The sequence below is a fragment of the Tenacibaculum lutimaris genome, assembly GCF_003610735.1.
Lineage (GTDB): Bacteria > Bacteroidota > Bacteroidia > Flavobacteriales > Flavobacteriaceae > Polaribacter > Polaribacter lutimaris.
In genome coordinates, this window is the sequence record NZ_RAQM01000011.1 from 103,304 (window position 1) to 121,312 (window position 18,009).

The window sequence follows — 18,009 nt, forward strand, 5'->3', positions numbered from 1 at the left end:
TGAATTATGAATTTTTAACTATGAATTAATTGATAATTCATAATTGTCAATTCGTAATTTGATTTGCGTTTTAGCCTGCAAATATCCGAAAAAATATGAAGAAAAATGTTATTTAGCTCTCGCTTTATTTTTGCGCTTTAAACGGTAAATCGTGGCGTTTAACTCAAAACCTAAAAGAAGAATAATTGCGTTCAACCACACAAAAAGCATTAAAATTAACAGGGTACCAATTGAGCCATATAGCTGATTGTATTGAGCAAACTTTACTACATAAATTCCAAATAAGTAAAAGGTAAACATAGATACTACCGTAGTTAAAATAGCACCTGGAGAAAAGAATTTCACATCTTTACCTTGTTTGGTTCCGTACCTAAAGAGTAAAGATACAATGGTAAAAATCATTACTAAAAACAAGAAACCTCTTCCGTAGTAAAAGAGGTCTAAATCTCCTGTGTTTAACCATCCAATTTTGTGAATTCTTGTTAAGGCTATTTGATAAAAAATAATGAGTGTTACCGTTACGATTAAGAAAAATGACATTAGCAATGATACTGCTAACGAAATAAAATAGGCTCTTAAAACATTTCTTACTTCGGTTACATGATAAGAATATTCAAACCCACCAAATATTGCATTTACACCATTTGTCATTAAAAAAATAGAAGCAAAAAAACCAAACGATAACAATCCGCCATATTGATTGTTTATAATATCTTTTATAACAAAATCTACCGCCTCAAAGGTTTTTGGTGGTAATGCTTCTTGCATTAATGAAAGTAACCCATCTTGAAATCCATCAATCGGGATGTAAGGAATCAATGTTAAAATGAATAATAAGAATGGAAAGATTGCCATAAAGAAACTAAAAGCAATACCTCCTGCCCTTGTAGTTAATGCTCCTTTTACAATACCTATAACATACATTTCAAGTACATCGTACAAAGACATTCCTTCTAACCCCGGAATTTTAATTTTCTTTCCAAAGGCCACGAGCCAGTTAATTACTGGAATTTTCTCAAGGTTTTCTTCTATTGGTTTTGTCATATTTAGGTTTAGCTATTTTTTTTCTTACTTCCTTACTCCACCACAATATCATATTTATACAATAGTCCTGCAATATTTTCATTAGAAAATTTTGCTTTTTTAACCCTATTGTTTTCAGGATCGATTGTAAAATTAGTGGCAGTTGTAAAATCTGCTTTTTCTAAATTCGTCTGATCAAAAATTGCTCCTTTTAAATCACAATCTTTAAAGACACCTTTACTTAAGTCAGCTTCAACAAAATCTACTTCTTGCAAATTACAACTTATAAATTTTGTAGTGGGAATTTTTAATTGGTAAAAAGAAGATAAGTTTAGCTGGCAGTTATGAAAGCTCATTTCTAGCAAAAAGTTGTTGCATTCATTAAACTTTACCCCAACCATTTTACAATTTTCAAAAGTGCAATCTTTAAAAAAAGTGTGGTTTACCACTGTATTACTAAAATTACAGTTGATAAACTCACACTCTAAAAATTCAATATTTGAAGCATGTACGTTCTCGAAATTGCAATTCTCGAACGTACAGCTGTCATATTCTCCTTTGTTGATTTTTGTTACTGTAAAATCAACTTTTGTAAATGTTTCGTTGTCAAAGAAATCATTCATTTATTGTAACCCTCTTGCTTTTAGCATTGGTTCTGCCTGTGGATCTCTTCCTGCAAAAACTCTATACATTTCTGCATAATCCATCGTGTTTCCTTTCGATAAGATTTGCTCTCTAAACTTCTGACCGTTTTCTCTAGTTAACAATCCGTTGTTTTTAAACCAATCGTACGCATCGTGACTTAACATTTCTGTCCATAAATACGAGTAATATCCTGCTCCATATCCTCCACTAAAAATATGTGCAAAATATATTGAACGATATCTTGGTGGTACCTCATCAATCTTTAACTTCATTTTAGCCAAAGCTTCTTCTTCAAATTTAGCTACATCTTCAATTGTAGTGTCTGCTGAAATAGTGTGCCATTGCATATCTAAATTAGAAGATGCTAAGTTTTCTATAATTGAATATCCTTGATTGAACGTTCCTGCATCTTTAATTTTTTGTAATAATGCATCAGGAATTACTTCTCCTGTTTTATAATGCAATGCATAGTTGTTTAATACCTCTGGATGTGTTGCCCAGTTTTCGTTAAACTGCGACGGGAACTCTACAAAATCTCTTGCCGTACTTGTTCCTGAAATTGATGCATATTTTTGATTTCCGAATAAACCGTGTAACGCATGTCCGAACTCATGGAAGGTAGTTTCTACATTATCAAAACTAATTAATGCTGGTTCTCCTTCTGCTGGTTTTGGATAGTTACAAACGTTGTAGATTACTGGCTTTTGACCTCTTAATTTAGATTGTTTTACAAAAGCACTCATCCAAGCTCCTCCTCTTTTACTATCTCTTGCAAAGAAATCTCCGTAGAACAATCCTAACTTACTACCGTCTTCTTCAAAAATTTCATACACTACCACATCTGGGTGATATGTTGGAATATCTGTGCGCTTTTTAAAGGTAATTCCGTATAATTTTGTTGCCGCATAAAACACTCCTTTTTCCAACACGTTGGTTAACTCAAAGTATGGTTTTACCTCATCTTCATTTAAGTTGTACTTAGACTTACGTACTTTTTCAGCAAAATGATTCCAATCGTATGGAGCTAAAGTAAAGTCGTTTCCTTCTTTGTTAATTTCTGCTTGGATTTCTTTCGTTTCAGCAGCTACTTTTTCTAATGAACCAGGAATTAATCCGTTGAACATTTCAAAAACTTTATCTGGTGTAGAAGCCATTGTTCCTTGTAAGCTCCAACTAGCAAAGTTGTCAAAACCTAAAATTTGTGCTTTCTTAGCACGTAACGAAGCCATTTTCTTTACTAAATCGCTTGTATCGTACTCACCTGCATCTGTTCTGTGAATAGATTTTTCGAACAATTGTTTACGAACTTCTCTATTTTCTAAAGTTTGTAATAAAGGTTGTTGCGTAGTATTGATTAATTGGATTTCGTACTTTCCGTCTTTCTCTAATCCTTTAATTGTTTCTTCAGAAAGTCCTTTTAACTGTTCTTTATCGGTAACCGTTAAACCTCCTTTTTTACTAGCATCTAATAACTTTTTTCCGAAGTCGTTAGATAAGCTTGCTAACTCTGCATTAATTTCTTTTAACTCGTTTTTCTTTTCTTCAGATAAGTTAGCACCTGCTTTTACAAACTTTTTATATTGTTCTTTTACCAAGTGTTTAGACTCTGCATCTAAATCTAAGTTATCTAAATTATCGTGTACCGCTTTTATTTTTTCAAACAACTTGGTGTTTAATAAAATTTCATCGTTGTGTTTAGAAAACTTTGGAGCTAATTCTTTTTGATTGTCTTTAATTGTATCGTTCGTATGTGCTCCTGCTAAAGCATAAAAAACTGCCTCAACATTATCTAACGTTTTGCTACTTTCTTCAAAAGCTATAATTGTATTTTCAAATGTTGGAGCTTCTGTATTTGCTATAATTTTAGCTATTCCTTCATTTTGAACTTCCATACCTTTTAAAATTGCAGGCATAAAGTGTTCGTTTTTTATTTTGGTAAAATCAGGTGCACCATAAGGTAAACTGCTTTTTACTAATAATGGGTTTTCTACCATGTTTGAAGTGGTTTCTTTTTTAGTTTGCTCTGTTTTACACGACATAGCTACTACTAGCGTTGCTATGAGTAATAGTTGTTTTTTCATGATGTAGTAAGTTATATTAATCGACTGCTTTTAAGCTTAAATCCATATTGTATACTGAATGTGTTAAGGCTCCAGACGAAATAAAATCAACACCACACTCTGCATACGCTCTAATAGTCTTTTCGTTAATTCCTCCAGAAGATTCTGTTAAACAAGTATCTCCTATCATTGCTACCGCCTTTCGGGTATCTTCATAGTTAAAATTATCTATCAAAATTCTATACACACCTTCGTTTTGTAAAATTTCTTCAATTTCTTCTAAACTGCGTGCTTCCACAATAATTTTAATATCTAGTCCTTTTTCCGCTAGGTATTTCTTAGTTTTGGTTATTGCTTGTGTAATTCCACCTGCAAAATCAATATGATTGTCTTTAATCATTATCATATCGTATAAGGCAAATCGATGATTTTCTCCACCCCCTATTTTTACTGCCCATTTTTCTAAAGCACGGATTCCTGGTGTTGTTTTACGGGTGTCTAACACCTTAGTTTTGGTTCCTTCTAACAGGTCTGCAAAAAACTTGGTTTTGGTTGCTATAGCACTCATACGTTGCATGGCATTTAGCACCAAACGTTCTGCCATTAATATGGATTGTGATTTTCCTGATACGTAAAAAACAATATCTCCATACTTTACTTTTTCTCCATCATTTATTAAGGTTTCTACTTCTAATTCTGGATCAACATAATTAAACACCATTTTAGCAAATTCTACCCCAGCAATTACTCCTTCGTCTTTTACCAATAGCTTTGCTTTACCTTTTGCATCGGCAGGAATACATGATAATGAGGTATGATCTCCATCTCCTATATCTTCTCTAATAGCATTGGCTATAATTAAATCTAACTCTTTATTAAATTGTTCTTTTGAAATCATAGTTTTGAATTATTGACGTAAAAATACAACTATTTTTAGTTCTCCGTTTTGAGTTATTAGTTTATTGTTTGATAATTTTTATCACTCCTTTGCTAACAAAGTTCTACAACTTTTACAGTTTTTTTCTAATGTTTAATAGTTTTATAATTATTAAAATGAATCTTGTTTTTGGGGCTAAAAGGGTTGCCATTATTTTAAAAAACTGAAAGCTATTACTTACTATTTAACACTCTTGGTTAAAATACTTGCTTTTACGGTATGCTTTTTATGGTTATTGGTTGTTTTTTTATACTTTGCTGTTAAAAACCTAATTTTTATAAAGAAAAGCTTACTTTTTCTTCGCTTTTAACTACTTAAATAATATGGCAATAAACTATCCTTTTGGTCTTCCGTTGAAACATAATTTTGCTGAATTCGTGCATTATAATGGGTTATTTCTTCCGCATGAAACGGAACGAATTCTTAATTTATGGGATGATAATGAAAAAATTAAAGCTACGCTGAGCGGAGCAGACACTTATGATGATGAGCTTCGAAAAAGTGATGTGATGTTTATTGATAATACTCCTGAAAACGAATGGATTTACAACCGATTGGCTGGTTTGGCTATTAAGTGTAATAACGAACGGTATTGGTTTGATTTATTGGGATTTCATAACAATTTGCAATTGGCTAGTTATACTGAGGGTGATTTTTTTGATTGGCATTTAGATTTTGGTGCTGGTGAAATTTCTGATAGAAAGTTGAGCATTTCCATGCAGTTATCTGACCCAGATGAGTATGAGGGTGGTGATTTACAGTTTATGTTTAATCAGAAAATTGTAAGTGCTCCTAGAGAGAAAGGTACCATTATTGTTTTTCCTTCTTTTATGATGCATCGTGTTACTCCTATTACCAAAGGGGTTCGTAAGTCTATTGTTGGTTGGGTTGCGGGTCCTCCGTATAGGTAGGTTATTAAGAGAGCTTATGGAATTCCGTAAAAATGTATATAGCTATTGTATTAGATTCTTAGGAATTATATAATTAATTAACAAATCCCGATAACTCGTTAATAACTTTTCTTTTTGGTAAAGTATTGATTTTGCTATATTTGATAACCTATAAAATTGCTATCCTTTATTATTGATATCCCATGCTATTGTCGGGATAAAACAACTAAAGTTTGGCATATAACGAGTTGCCACACATTTGAAAAACCAAACTATGAGCAAAAAATTACATCTTATTTTATTATTGATTTTGCCAATGATAGTCTTCGGACAATTATCGGAATCCCTTAATAATATGAAAGCGGATGAAAATCCTGAATATAAAAATTATGAACCTTTGCTATTTAAAGCAACGAAATACATCTTTGATAATCCAGTAAACGTAAAATCAAAGGAATTCATTTCTGCAACACAAATTGTCGGATTTTGGATGAATAAAGATACTGGAATGGGAATACCAACCTTTGGAGATTTTTTCACTTCTCTGACCAATGAAAATCAACAACAATTTCTTTATACAGTTGCAATGATTCATTATGGTTTAGACCAAAAAATCAATCACGGCCGAATTTTGACTTGTAAAAAAATTAACGGACAAAAATACAGTGAACAAGAAGATGTCAGAGAAGTCCAAATCGGTGGAGCAAAAATTTTGCTGGAATATATAGGAGATAAAAACAACAACGTTCCAATTAACTCAAAAACAAAAAAATATGTAAAAGCATATAAAAAAGAGAAGTTGGACAAGATGTTTTTTGACTAACAAATTGGAATGAAAAACGTGTGGCAACACCGTGTAAAAATAATTGCTTGGTTCTTGCCTACTCGGAAAATCCTGCGGATTTTCCTCTGGTTCGTTCCTTTTTAGTAAGTTAGTTGCTTGCACACGCAACTATCCTTACACATAAACGTTGTGCCTCATTAAAAGAAAATGGAAAGAATAGAAATCTACACCAGTAAAAAGAAATCATTATTACTTCTTTTCGGATCCTTAGCATTTGTTGCTCTTGGAATCTGGCTTGTAATGGAAGCCGACAACTTGACTGGTTGGAGAGCAAGAAATCCATTATTCACGAGAGCAATCGGTATTGCATCAATTCTATTCTTCGGACTGGGAATTTTTGTTTCTATCAAAAGACTTTTAAAGTCAGAAATCGCTTTGATTATTGACCCAATCGGACTGAACGTTAATCCAAAAAAGTCAACTTCTGAGTTTATTAAATGGGAAGAAATAATTGGCTTTGAAGAAATAAAAATTCAAAGCACAAGAATACTCATAATAAGAGTCATGAATCCTGAATACTGGCTTGAGCAAGAAACAAATATGATTAGAAAAAAAATGATGCAATTCAATATCAACAACTATGAATCACCATTTAACATCGCTGCTTCAGGACTTAATATTAATTCGACTGAACTGAAGAATACTCTGAACAAATACTTTGAAAAATATAAGAACGAGGCACAACAACGCATATAGCTTATGGCGGGTGAACAGCTACCAGCAAGGTTTTCGCTCCGTAGCCAACTTTTGTTTCGGGCGACAGGAAAGTGCTTCGAAACCGCCACAAGCCATATGCAAACCGTTGGCAGTAATATAAACGAAAATGGAAGAAAACGAAGAAAAAGAGACAAATGTAAAAGCGACAATAGATGCTGTAACGGGATTAGTTAAAGCTGTTCCTGTTTACCAAGATGCAGTTCAGCCAGCCGCAAAACAAATTGGAAAATCATTAGAAACGGTATCTAAAACTGTAAATATTGCACTTGCACCAATAAAAGCATTGGTTTGGGGATACGAAAAAATTGAGGATTTTATTTCTACAAGGGTTTCAGAAAAGCTCAAAAATGTACCTGAAGAAAATATCACTACACCACCACCACAAGTTGCTGGACCAGCAATTGAAGCTTTAAGGTTTTCGGGGCACGATGTGAATTTAAGAGAGCTATATGCTAACCTTTTAGCGACCGCAATGGACAAAGAAACAATACATCAAGCTCATCCTGGATTTGTAGAGACTTTAAAAAATTTAACTAGTGACGAAGCTCTTTTACTACAAGCGTTTACAACACAAAGCTCGCATCCATTAATTGATATTAGAGGTAAATTAACTGATGGTAAAGGATACGCAAACCTGTATTCAAATTATGGGCATTTCCATAAGAAAGTAGCATTAGATAGGTCAGATTTAGTGCCAGCATATATTGATAACTTATGCCGATTAGGAATTTTAGAAATTCCTGCATTAACTTCAATGACCGCACCAAACACCTATGAAGCATTGACGACTGACCCAGAATTAGACCAAATAAAAGATGAAATTACATCTAAACTAAAAAGAACAGTTGATTTCCAAAAGAAACTAGTGAGGCTAACTGAATTTGGAAGACAATTTGTTCAAAACGTTGTTATTGAAAAAAAATAAAAATACTACTGCCAACAATGGCTATAAGTAATTGCTTGCCTTCACCTACTTCTGAAAATCCTCGCGGATTTCAGTTTGGTCTGTACTTGCAAAGTTAAGTGCTAAACCACGCAACTAATCTTATACAAACACGTTGTAAGCAATTTAAACCGACCAAAACTATGAAGAAAATTATATAATGAAATTAACAAGTCCACTTTTATTACTAATTCTATTTGTAACAATGATTAGTTGCAATAAATCAATAGAACAAAAAAATACAACACCTACTCAAGAAAAAACTGAATCGATTGATTCTATAGAAACAGAAAATGTAACTTTTGAAAGTGAAGGGGTTAAATTGGCTGGTACAATTTATAGTCCTAATCATCCACATTCAGCAGTTGTCATTGTGCACGGTTCTGACCAAGTACCTCGAATGACAAAGTTTGCTGAATTGTTAGCCAAGAATGACATTTTAGTATTGACCTATGATAAACGTGGGGTTGGAGAATCTGGTGGAGTTTATGCAGGACCAGAAGTTGGAACGAATAATATTAGTGTTGAAAATCTAAACCTATTAGCAAAAGATGCAAGTTCCGCTGTTAATTTAATTCATAGTAAAGAAAAAGATTTACCCATTGGACTTATTGGTGCGAGTCAAGCAGGTTGGATAATCCCAATTGTAGTAAAAGAAAATCCATTAGTGGAATTTATGGTCTTAATGAGTAGCCCTACAATAACTACACTTGAACAATTGAGATTTCAATTTTACACAAATGGGAGAACCGATTTTTGGGATAATCACACAGAAAAAGACGCACGTGAACATATTAAAAACGACCCTGACAAATTTCAATTTGAAGCTACTGACCCAAAAGAGGTTTTAAGAGAATTATCAATTCCTGGTCTTTGGGTTTTTGGAGAAAAAGATATTCAAATTCCTGTGAAGATGTGTATTGAGCATCTAAATGCTTTAAAATTAGAGAACAAACCATTTGAGTATGTTTTGTTTCCATCATTAGGACATAATACCAATATGACAGAACCAATAAATATTTCTGTCAATTGGATAAAACGAAAGGCATCGGAAATTAAGAATAATAAATAGAAATACAAACTTAGGATGGCTATAAGTAATTGCTTGTTCTCGCCTACTTCTGAAAAACCGAACATAATACAAAAATGAAACAAAGTTTATTAATAGCTCTTTTACTAACTATTCCGTTAATCAATATTTTGGCACAGGAAAAAACACCTATTTTAACTGGAAAAGTTGAGATTTCAATTACAGAAGGAACTTTTGAATGTGATTTAACATTAAGTGAAATACCTCACATTGAAGATTATTTTATCCGTCTAAATTCAGGAATGAATATACTTCATATGAGAAGTAAAAAACCAAATGATTTTTTAATCTATTACAGTAAATCACTTAATGACAGCCTATCAACAGGGGAAAGTAACGCCTATTTTTTTAAAAATAATAGTGGAAAAGGTAAGTTTCTTCCAGAATCCGTTCAGTTTAAATATGTAGGTAAGTTCCCTGTTGTAAAAGATACGATTGAAAATTACAGCCGAAAAGATTGGAAAGGAAATATAGCATTTAATCGAAATTCGGTTCGTTCAGATGGACGTCAATCCGCTTGGTATCCAATTTTGTACGATATTACAAACGACAAAGTATTAGAAAAAATAAAATACAATATTGAACTAACTTGTTCTGACTGCAATACATTATACATGAATGGTAATAAACCAATTAAAGCACAATCATATAATTTTAAGAGTGAAAGTCCACAAGAATTGACACTTTTTTGCGGCAACTATGATTTTGCAGAATTGAATAATACTTACTTTTTGAATTCAGGTCTTGATAATGAAGAGGTAGAAGAATTTGGAGAGCTTATAAATTCTTATAAGAACTTTTACTCTAAAAATTTAAATATATCTTTTGAACAACCAGTTAGTTTTGTTCAAACAACACCAATCTCAAAAAAAGACGGATGGATGTTTGTTTCATATCCAACAATTATGAGTATTGGTTGGAAAAATAGCCTAAAAAACATTGTTGAGCCAAAATACCAAAATTTTTATCGTCCTTTTATAGCTCACGAATTAGGTCATTTCTATTTCGGCACTTTCAAAGTCTTTAATTCTGAACTTGGAGATATGATGAGTGAGGGGTTTTCAGAATTCTTATCATTACAATTGACAAAGAAATTTATAGGAGAAGATGTTTACAAGGAAAAAGTAAATGAGAAAATTAAAAATTTAGAAAAATTTAATGCTACACCTTTTGCTAAAATAAAATCTGATTCTGAATATAACAACAGACAATTATATGTTTACAATTATGCACCAATAATATTCCTTGCTATTAAAAAAGAAATTGGGGAAAATGAAATGTGGAAATGGTTAAATAGAATATTGATTAAACCAACTAAATTCACCGATTACAATTTTTTAATCTCGACATTACAGCAAACATTAAAAAATGAAAAGGAATTAAACACCTTAAAAACCAAATACTTTGAGAGTGACAAATCACTTGAAAATGCAATTAAAAAAATAGAAACGGAATAAAACCCACCTAAAACAAAGAACTGAGGTAAAAACAAGTAAATTTTATACTTTTTTAAACTAAAGTACTTTTATAGTTCATATCATAAGGTAAACCACTTTTTACTATTGCAAAAGCTTGTTTTAGTAGCTTATTACACACCGCTATTAAAGCAAGTTTTTTAACCTAAAAACTATCCTCTTTAAAATTTGTCAAACATTCGTAATTTTGCCCTATGAAAATAAAACTACTCGCCATAGGTAAAACTGACAATAAGCAGTTACAGCAATTAATTGACGAATACCAAAACCGATTAAAACACTATGTAAAGTTTGACTTGGACATTATTCCTGACATTAAAAATGTTAAAAACCTAAGTGAGTCTCAACAAAAAGAAAAAGAAGGTGAGTTAATTTTAGCTAAATTACAACCTACAGACCAACTAGTTTTATTAGACGATAAAGGAAAACAGCACACTTCTATGGAGTTTTCTCAGTATTTACAAAAGAAAATGAACTCTGGTATTAAACAACTAGTATTGGTTATAGGTGGACCTTATGGTTTTTCAGAAGCTGTTTATCAAAAATCGCAAGGAAAATTATCGTTATCTAAAATGACGTTTTCTCACCAAATGATTCGTTTATTTATTGTGGAGCAAATTTACCGTGGTTTTACCATTTTACGTAACGAACCTTACCATCATGAATAGCATTTTTTTTCATTCTTAAAAAACCTTCAACAAAACAATGTTCTTTTAGTAATAAGCTATATTTTTGCGCCCCGAAAAATAAAACTTATTAAAATGAAAACATTAAGATTATTAGTTTCAATCTTTTTTGTATCCCTTATTAGTATACAACAAATTTCAGCCCAGGACGATATTAAAACTTTAAAAGCTCAAGTTAAAAACAAACAAAGCCAAATTAGTGCTAATGAAGAGATTTTAATGAGCGGCGTTACAGCCTTAAAACGTGTAAAAGGTAACTTAGAGCGCTTTAAAAACAGCAAAAAGGCTACAAAACAAGAAGTAGAAAGAAAAGAAAAAATCGTTGCGAATATGCAACAAAGACTTACCAAGTTAAATTCTCAAATAGATTTACATAAAAAAGATTTAGCTACTCTGGAAAGAAAATTAGCTAGAAAACTTAAAAAAGAGCAACCTGTAGAAAAAGTTGAAAACACAACTCAAAACACTGAGGTTGCTTATGACGATAACATTAGTAGTGAGCAAAAAGAAATTCTTTTACAAAAGCAAAAGCTTGAAGAAGCTCGTAAAAAGTTAGATGAAGAAAGAAAAGCTAGAGAATTAGCTTACTTAAAAGAGCAAGAAACGTTACGTTTAGAAGAAGAAAAATTGAAGCAATTAAGCAATCAAATTAAAGCTAAAGAGCAAAACATTAGCAAAGAAAAAAACACATTAATCAGCGATCTTGAAGATGATATTAGCATTAATGAAGAAATTTTAATCAGCGGAAAAGAAGGTTTAGCTAAAATGAAATCTAAACTAGAAGAAGCTAAAAAAGATGCTTCTACCTCTAAAGAAAGTATCGAACGAAAAGAAGCTATTATTAGTCAAATTGAAACTCGTTTGCTAAAAATTGAAAACGAAATAGACGCTAAAAAACAAGAATTAGCAAAGATAAAAGGATAAAAAAAGAGGCTTTCAAGCCTCTTTTTTTATTTCTCTATGTTAACGCTTTAAGCAACAGTATTCCTTCTACAAATAAGAAAAACACAAGTAAAGATGATAAAAATTGAATACATTTGCTTTAGTTAATTACCAATACATGAAATTAGTTTTTGCTACTAACAACCTAAATAAGCTTGCTGAAGTACAAAAAATGCTTCCTACTACTATTGAGTTACTTTCTTTAAAAGATATTAATTGTTTTGATGATATTGAAGAAACAGCTACAACCTTAGAAGGAAATGCTCAAATTAAAGCCAATCACATTAGCGAAAAATACGGTTACAACTGTTTTGCCGATGATACAGGTTTAGAAGTTTCTGCTTTAAACGGGGCTCCTGGAGTATATTCTGCACGATATGCAGGTGAACCTACCAATGCAGAAAACAACATGCAAAAACTCTTACAAGAATTAGATAACCAAACTAATAGAGACGCTCAGTTTAAAACCTCGATTTGTTTAAACTTAAACGGGGAACAATTTTTATTTGACGGAGTGTGTAAGGGAACCATTTTAACATCTAAACAAGGTGAAAAAGGTTTTGGATATGATCCTATTTTTCAACCTGAAGGATACAATAAATCATTTGCAGAAATGACAGCTGAAGAAAAAAACAACATTAGTCATAGAGGATTAGCTATTCAGCAATTAGTTTCATTTCTAAAATCAATAAACTAGTTGAACTTATCAAAAACATACACAACACATTTTATACTCTTATTTGTAATACTGCTTGTTTTATTTATTACAAACATTAGTTTAGGGTCTGTTTCTATACCTTTAAAAGAAATTTTCAACTTACTGTCAGGAGGTGTTGCTTCAAAAAGTAGTTGGGAAACCATTATTATAAGCTACCGACTACCAAAAGCTATTACAGCAATATTAGTAGGATCAGGACTTTCTATAAGTGGTTTGTTAATGCAAACCTTATTTAGAAATCCGCTTGCTGGTCCTTTTGTTTTAGGAATCTCTTCTGGTGCAAGCCTTGGTGTAGCATTGCTTATTTTAGGTTCTAGTGTTTTTGGAGGATTTTTTCTTGTTGCTATTTACTCTAACTGGGCGTTAGCCATTGCAGCAAGTGCAGGATCTTTCTTAGTATTATCTTCCGTTATTATAGCTGCTAACAGAGTTCGTAATACGATGTCTATATTAATTATTGGATTAATGTTTGGTTCGTTAACATCCGCAGTTATTAGCGTACTGGCTTTTTTTAGTGAAGCTGAACAAATACAACAATATTTATTTTGGAGTTTTGGAAGCTTAGGAAACTTAACTTGGGCTGAACTTTCTGTTTTTGGAATTATTTACCTAGTAGGAATTCTTGGAACATTTTTAGTTATTAAACCTTTAAACAGCTTTTTATTGGGAGAAAACTATGCAAAAAGCTTAGGAATCAACATCAAAAAAAGTAGAAATATAATTTTACTAATCACAAGTATTCTTACAGGAGTAATCACTGCTTTTTCAGGTCCTATTGCTTTTGTTGGATTAGCTGTTCCCCATATTGCAAAAATGATTTTTTCTACTTCAAACCATAAAATATTATTGCCTGCAGTTGCTTTAATTGGAGCAATTATTCTCTTAATTTGCGACAGTATAGCGCAATTACCTACAAGCGAGTTTACCTTACCTATTAATGCAATAACATCGTTATTTGGGGCTCCTGTAGTTATTTGGCTTTTAATTAGAAAGAAGAAAATATATGTATAAAACTAAGGTTATAAACAATTAAATAAGTAAACATCAAGCAACAACAACAAAATACCGTCTTACAAACAGAAAACCTTTCAATAGGTTATAAATCAAAAAAGCAAGAAACTCTTATTGCTTCAAACATTGATTTAGCTATTGAAAAAGGGAAATTTGTTGCTTTGTTAGGAAAAAATGGAATTGGAAAATCAACCTTACTTCGTACTATTTCTAAAGTTCAAAAACCTTTAAAAGGTGTTGTAAAAATCAATCAAAAAGAACTTTCTTCTTATTCAAACCAAGAGCTTTCTACTTGTTTAAGTTTAGTACTAACCGAACGTTTACCTTTAAGTCAGTTAACCGTTTTTGAATTAGTTGCTTTGGGACGACAACCCTACACCAATTGGATTGACAAACTCACACAAGAACACTTAAAAAAGATTCTCTGGGCAATTGAACAAACTGAAATTACACATATAAAAAACAAACGTTTTTACGAGTTAAGCGATGGTCAATTACAACGGGTACTAATTGCCCGTGCTTTAGCCCAAGACACCGAAATCATTATTTTGGATGAACCTACTGCTCACCTAGACATACACCACACATTCAAAGTATTTTCCCTCTTAAAAAAATTAGTAAAAAATACTGGTAAAACTATCATCATTTCTACACATGAAGTAAACCTAGCTATTCAATTAGCAGATGAGTTTATTTTACTTTCAGAAAGTCAATTATATACAGGTACTTCGCAAGAATTGATTGAGCAAAATGCTTTTGAAGAACTTTTTCCTAAAGAACTTATAAGTTTTAACAAAACGTTAGAACAATTCGTTATTAAGAAAAATTAAATTTGAATCCCTGTAACATTTTGTTACATTTGGATACTAATCAAACTAAACAAACCTTAATTATTGATGAAAAAATTACTTTACATGGTAGGTGCAATTGCATTGGTAGCATGTGGTTCTAGCAAAGAAACAGCTAGTACCGACAATGATACTACCACTGATTTTGCTGCTAAATATGCCAAAACCATTACTGCTAAAGATTTAGGAAAACATTTATTTATTTATGCTTCTGATGAGTTTGAAGGAAGAAATACTGGTGAACCTGGACAAAAGAAAGCGGTAAAATATTTAAAAGATTTCTACGTAAGTCAAGGAATTGCTTCTCCGCTAGGTGGCGATGATTATTATCAAGAAGTACCTTCTGAATATTTAAGTAATAACCGTAGAGGAATCATTTTAAAAGATTCTGAAAACGTTCTTGCATACATCAAAGGAACTGAAAAACCAAACGAAATAATTGTTATTTCTGCTCACTTAGATCATGAAGGTATTAAAGATGGTGAAATATACAATGGTGCTGATGACGATGGTTCTGGAACAGTGGCTATTTTAGAAATTGCGGAAGCTTTTAAACAAGCAGCTGATGCTGGTAAAGGCCCTAAACGCTCTATTTTATTCTTACACGTAACAGGAGAAGAAAAAGGATTATTAGGCTCTAAGTATTATACTGAAAATCCAATTTTCCCATTAGCAAATACGGTTTCCAATCTAAACATTGATATGATTGGTAGAGTTGATGATCGCCACAAAGGAAATCCTAATTATGTATATTTAATTGGTTCTGATAAATTGAGTACTGAATTACACAATATTTCAGAAGCTATGAACAAAAAATATACAAACATTGACTTAGATTACAAATACAACGATGATAACGACCCTAACCGTTTTTATTATCGTTCAGACCATTATAATTTTGCTAAGCATAACATTCCTATTATTTTTTATTTTAATGGAACACATGCTGATTATCATAGACCAACCGATACACCTGACAAAATTAACTATGAAATGTTAGAAAACAGAGCTCGCTTAGTTTTCCATACTGCATGGGAAGTTGCTAATCGCGAAAATCGTGTTGTTGTTGATAAGGCTGCTAATTAAGGTCTATCCAAATTTAAATTACAAGTTATAAAGCTCATCAAATTGATGAGCTTTTTTTATGCTTAACTAACAACTCAGATTAAAATCCTTCACTAAAAACTAGCTTTACAAACAGCAAATAGATTATTTAACGGTTAAAAAAAAATAATTAGAAAAATAATCTAACTTTTAACCTTTTAAATGACAAACAATATTGTTTCATTTACTTTTGCCCGCTTAAAATTTCACCCATGGCAAACGAGCAAAAACTATCAGTAGAAGATCAAGAAAAACTACATAAACTAGAGCAAGAATTAAGCACTGCTCGTGATACTTTTTTAGGATATCCAGTATCAAAAGATTTTGACTATTCTGAACTAAATAAATTCTTTCAATACCCAATTAACAACCTTGGTGATCCTTTTGAACAAGGCACTTACCGCGTACAAACCCACGAAATGGAACGTGAAGTTATAGCTTTTTTCGCTAAGTTATTTAGAGCTAATCCGAAAGATTTTTGGGGTTATGTAACTAATGGTGGTTCTGAAAGTAATTTATATGGTTTGTATATTGCCCGTGAACTGTTTCCTAAAGCTATGGTGTACTATTCTGAATCTACACATTATAGTGTACGTAAAAACATTCACCTACTAAATATTCCAAGCATTGTAATTAAATCGCAAGAAAATGGTGAAATGGATTATGAAGATTTTGAAAATACTGTTCGTATGAATCGTCATAAACCAGTAATCGTTTTGGCTACTTTTGGCACAACCATGAAAGAAGCTAAAGACGATATAGGCAGAATTAAAGGAATTTTAAGCAACCTAGCGATTCAAGACCACTATATTCACTGTGACGCTGCTTTGGCTGGTTCATTTGGTCCGTTTATGCAACCCCGTTTACCATTTGATTTTATGGATGGTGCAGATAGTATTTCTATCAGTGGACATAAGTTTATCGGTTCACCAATACCGACTGGAGTATTAATGGCTAAACGATCAAACAGAGACAGAATCGCCAAAGGCATTTCTTATATAGGATCATTTGATACTACCATTACAGGTTCTCGTAACGGACATTCACCGTTATTTTTATGGTACGCCTTAAAGCAATTAGGTATTGAAGGCCTACAAAAACGCTACGAGCATAGTTTAGCTGTAGCTGAATATTGCGAAGCTGAATTACAAAAAATTGGAATAAATGCTTGGAGAAATCCTAATGCTATCACTGTAGTGCTACCAAAAACTCCACAAAGTATTAAAGATAAATGGCAGTTAGCTACTGAAGGTAACATTTCTCATGTCATTTGTATGCCTAACGTAACAAAAACTCAAATTGATGAATTTGTAAACGATTTAAAAAATTGTACAGAACAGATTATTGAGGAGGAATTTTCCTATGATTTTTCATTAAGCTAACATTCAGTTAAATTATAAACAGTACTTTCGGCTACTTTAAAAGAAAAATTAATTATGAAGAAATTACTATTATGCACAATGCTTTTTGCATTGTCATTTGCTTATGGGCAAGAAAAAAAAGAAAAATTAACTATTGATAAAGGTACGTGGTATACTGCTGGAAATTTTTCAATTGGAAAAAGTAATAATGAATTTGAAGGTTCTCCTGAAACTTCTAAATATTTTAACTTTAACTTCTCTCCTAAGGTAGGATACACTATTAACGACAACTTAATTATAGGTTTAGGTGTAGGATATGGGTATTCAAAAAGTGAATCAGGGAGTGAAATTGGAAAAGGTAACTCGTACCAAATCTTTCCTTATATCAAAAAACACTTTCCACTTGGAAAGAAATTAACTATTTCGTTACAAGGAGAATTTAGTTATAGTTATTCTGACTATTCAAACAATATTACTCCTGATCCATACGAAAGAAGCACCAACCAATATTTTATAGGAATGAGACCTGGAATGACTTATTTTTTAAACAAAAATATTGCCTTAGAAGCTAATATAGGTAGTTTAGGTTATTCTAAAATAGACCGAGAAGATTCCGATTTTTCAAATAGCAAATTCGACAGTTTTAATTTTAGCATCAACTCAACTGATTTATTTTTTGGCCTATCATATTATTGGTAGTATTAAAGTTTACAAA

18 protein-coding genes and 1 pseudogene are annotated in these 18,009 nt (G+C 31.9%); 14 read left to right on the forward strand and 5 right to left on the reverse strand.

Annotated elements, in window-relative coordinates:
* Nucleotides 1-108 precede the first annotated feature (108 nt).
* From C8N26_RS11910 to nadC, 4 genes are read right to left on the reverse strand one after another with little or no spacing between them, the layout of a single operon-like run.
* Nucleotides 109-1,044, reverse strand: a complete 936-nt coding sequence (locus C8N26_RS11910) for a YihY/virulence factor BrkB family protein (RefSeq protein WP_120187472.1) — start codon at nt 1,042-1,044, stop codon at nt 109-111.
* Nucleotides 1,045-1,076: 32 nt separating this feature from the next.
* Nucleotides 1,077-1,646, reverse strand: coding sequence for a pentapeptide repeat-containing protein (locus C8N26_RS11915; protein ID WP_120187473.1), 570 nt, complete (start codon nt 1,644-1,646; stop codon nt 1,077-1,079).
* Complete coding sequence (locus tag C8N26_RS11920; RefSeq protein WP_120187474.1) at nt 1,647-3,749, reverse strand: M3 family metallopeptidase; 2,103 nt, start codon at nt 3,747-3,749, stop codon at nt 1,647-1,649. It abuts the gene before it with no gap.
* A 16-nt stretch (nt 3,750-3,765) separates the two neighbouring features.
* On the reverse strand, nt 3,766-4,626 hold the full coding sequence (gene nadC / locus C8N26_RS11925) for a carboxylating nicotinate-nucleotide diphosphorylase (protein WP_120187475.1): 861 nt from the start codon (nt 4,624-4,626) through the stop codon (nt 3,766-3,768).
* A gap of 362 nt (nt 4,627-4,988) precedes the next feature.
* On the opposite strand from nadC, the gene C8N26_RS11935 reads away from it, so the two are divergent.
* The 6 genes from C8N26_RS11935 to C8N26_RS11960 all read left to right on the forward strand — a co-directional run bounded on the left by C8N26_RS11935 (nt 4,989) and on the right by C8N26_RS11960 (nt 10,606).
* Nucleotides 4,989-5,576 carry a 2OG-Fe(II) oxygenase gene (locus tag C8N26_RS11935; protein WP_120187476.1) on the forward strand — a complete coding sequence of 196 codons (588 nt, stop codon included), beginning with the start codon at nt 4,989-4,991 and terminating at the stop codon, nt 5,574-5,576.
* Between the two features lie 253 nt (nt 5,577-5,829).
* Nucleotides 5,830-6,378 (forward strand): hypothetical protein, encoded by a 549-nt coding sequence (locus C8N26_RS11940; protein ID WP_147418507.1) that lies wholly within the window; start codon nt 5,830-5,832, stop codon nt 6,376-6,378.
* A gap of 168 nt (nt 6,379-6,546) precedes the next feature.
* Nucleotides 6,547-7,095 carry an STM3941 family protein gene (locus tag C8N26_RS11945; protein WP_120187478.1) on the forward strand — a complete coding sequence of 183 codons (549 nt, stop codon included), beginning with the start codon at nt 6,547-6,549 and terminating at the stop codon, nt 7,093-7,095.
* 127 nt (nt 7,096-7,222) lie between these two features.
* Complete coding sequence (locus C8N26_RS11950; protein WP_120187479.1) at nt 7,223-8,041, forward strand: DUF4393 domain-containing protein; 819 nt, start codon at nt 7,223-7,225, stop codon at nt 8,039-8,041.
* 178 nt (nt 8,042-8,219) lie between these two features.
* Nucleotides 8,220-9,131: an alpha/beta hydrolase family protein gene (locus C8N26_RS11955; protein WP_120187480.1), complete on the forward strand. Its 912-nt coding sequence runs from the start codon at nt 8,220-8,222 to the stop codon at nt 9,129-9,131.
* Between the two features lie 74 nt (nt 9,132-9,205).
* Nucleotides 9,206-10,606 (forward strand): gluzincin family metallopeptidase, encoded by a 1,401-nt coding sequence (locus tag C8N26_RS11960; RefSeq protein ID WP_120187481.1) that lies wholly within the window; start codon nt 9,206-9,208, stop codon nt 10,604-10,606.
* Nucleotides 10,607-10,658: 52 nt separating this feature from the next.
* Here the strand turns inward: C8N26_RS11960 and C8N26_RS11965 are convergent.
* Nucleotides 10,659-10,766, reverse strand: a pseudogene (locus C8N26_RS11965) (IS110 family transposase); the annotation flags it as partial.
* A gap of 52 nt (nt 10,767-10,818) precedes the next feature.
* Between C8N26_RS11965 and rlmH the strand changes: the two are divergent.
* The 8 genes from rlmH to C8N26_RS12005 all read left to right on the forward strand — a co-directional run bounded on the left by rlmH (nt 10,819) and on the right by C8N26_RS12005 (nt 17,993).
* Nucleotides 10,819-11,292: a 23S rRNA (pseudouridine(1915)-N(3))-methyltransferase RlmH gene (gene rlmH, locus C8N26_RS11970; RefSeq protein WP_120187482.1), complete on the forward strand. Its 474-nt coding sequence runs from the start codon at nt 10,819-10,821 to the stop codon at nt 11,290-11,292.
* A gap of 93 nt (nt 11,293-11,385) precedes the next feature.
* Entirely contained in the window at nt 11,386-12,234 is an 849-nt protein-coding gene (locus C8N26_RS11975) for a coiled-coil domain-containing protein (RefSeq protein ID WP_120187483.1), read from the forward strand.
* 136 nt (nt 12,235-12,370) lie between these two features.
* Entirely contained in the window at nt 12,371-12,949 is a 579-nt protein-coding gene (locus C8N26_RS11980) for a non-canonical purine NTP diphosphatase (RefSeq protein WP_120187484.1), read from the forward strand.
* Nucleotides 12,950-13,981, forward strand: a complete 1,032-nt coding sequence (locus C8N26_RS11985; RefSeq protein WP_120187485.1) for a FecCD family ABC transporter permease — start codon at nt 12,950-12,952, stop codon at nt 13,979-13,981.
* A 125-nt stretch (nt 13,982-14,106) separates the two neighbouring features.
* Nucleotides 14,107-14,811: an ABC transporter ATP-binding protein gene (locus C8N26_RS11990; protein ID WP_317124627.1), complete on the forward strand. Its 705-nt coding sequence runs from the start codon at nt 14,107-14,109 to the stop codon at nt 14,809-14,811.
* Between the two features lie 66 nt (nt 14,812-14,877).
* Nucleotides 14,878-15,915 carry a M28 family metallopeptidase gene (locus C8N26_RS11995; protein ID WP_211327806.1) on the forward strand — a complete coding sequence of 346 codons (1,038 nt, stop codon included), beginning with the start codon at nt 14,878-14,880 and terminating at the stop codon, nt 15,913-15,915.
* Nucleotides 15,916-16,145: 230 nt separating this feature from the next.
* Entirely contained in the window at nt 16,146-17,315 is a 1,170-nt protein-coding gene (locus tag C8N26_RS12000; protein WP_120187488.1) for a histidine decarboxylase, read from the forward strand.
* 54 nt (nt 17,316-17,369) lie between these two features.
* Nucleotides 17,370-17,993, forward strand: a complete 624-nt coding sequence (locus C8N26_RS12005; RefSeq protein WP_120187489.1) for an outer membrane beta-barrel protein — start codon at nt 17,370-17,372, stop codon at nt 17,991-17,993.
* The last annotated feature ends 16 nt before the right edge of the window (nt 17,994-18,009 follow it).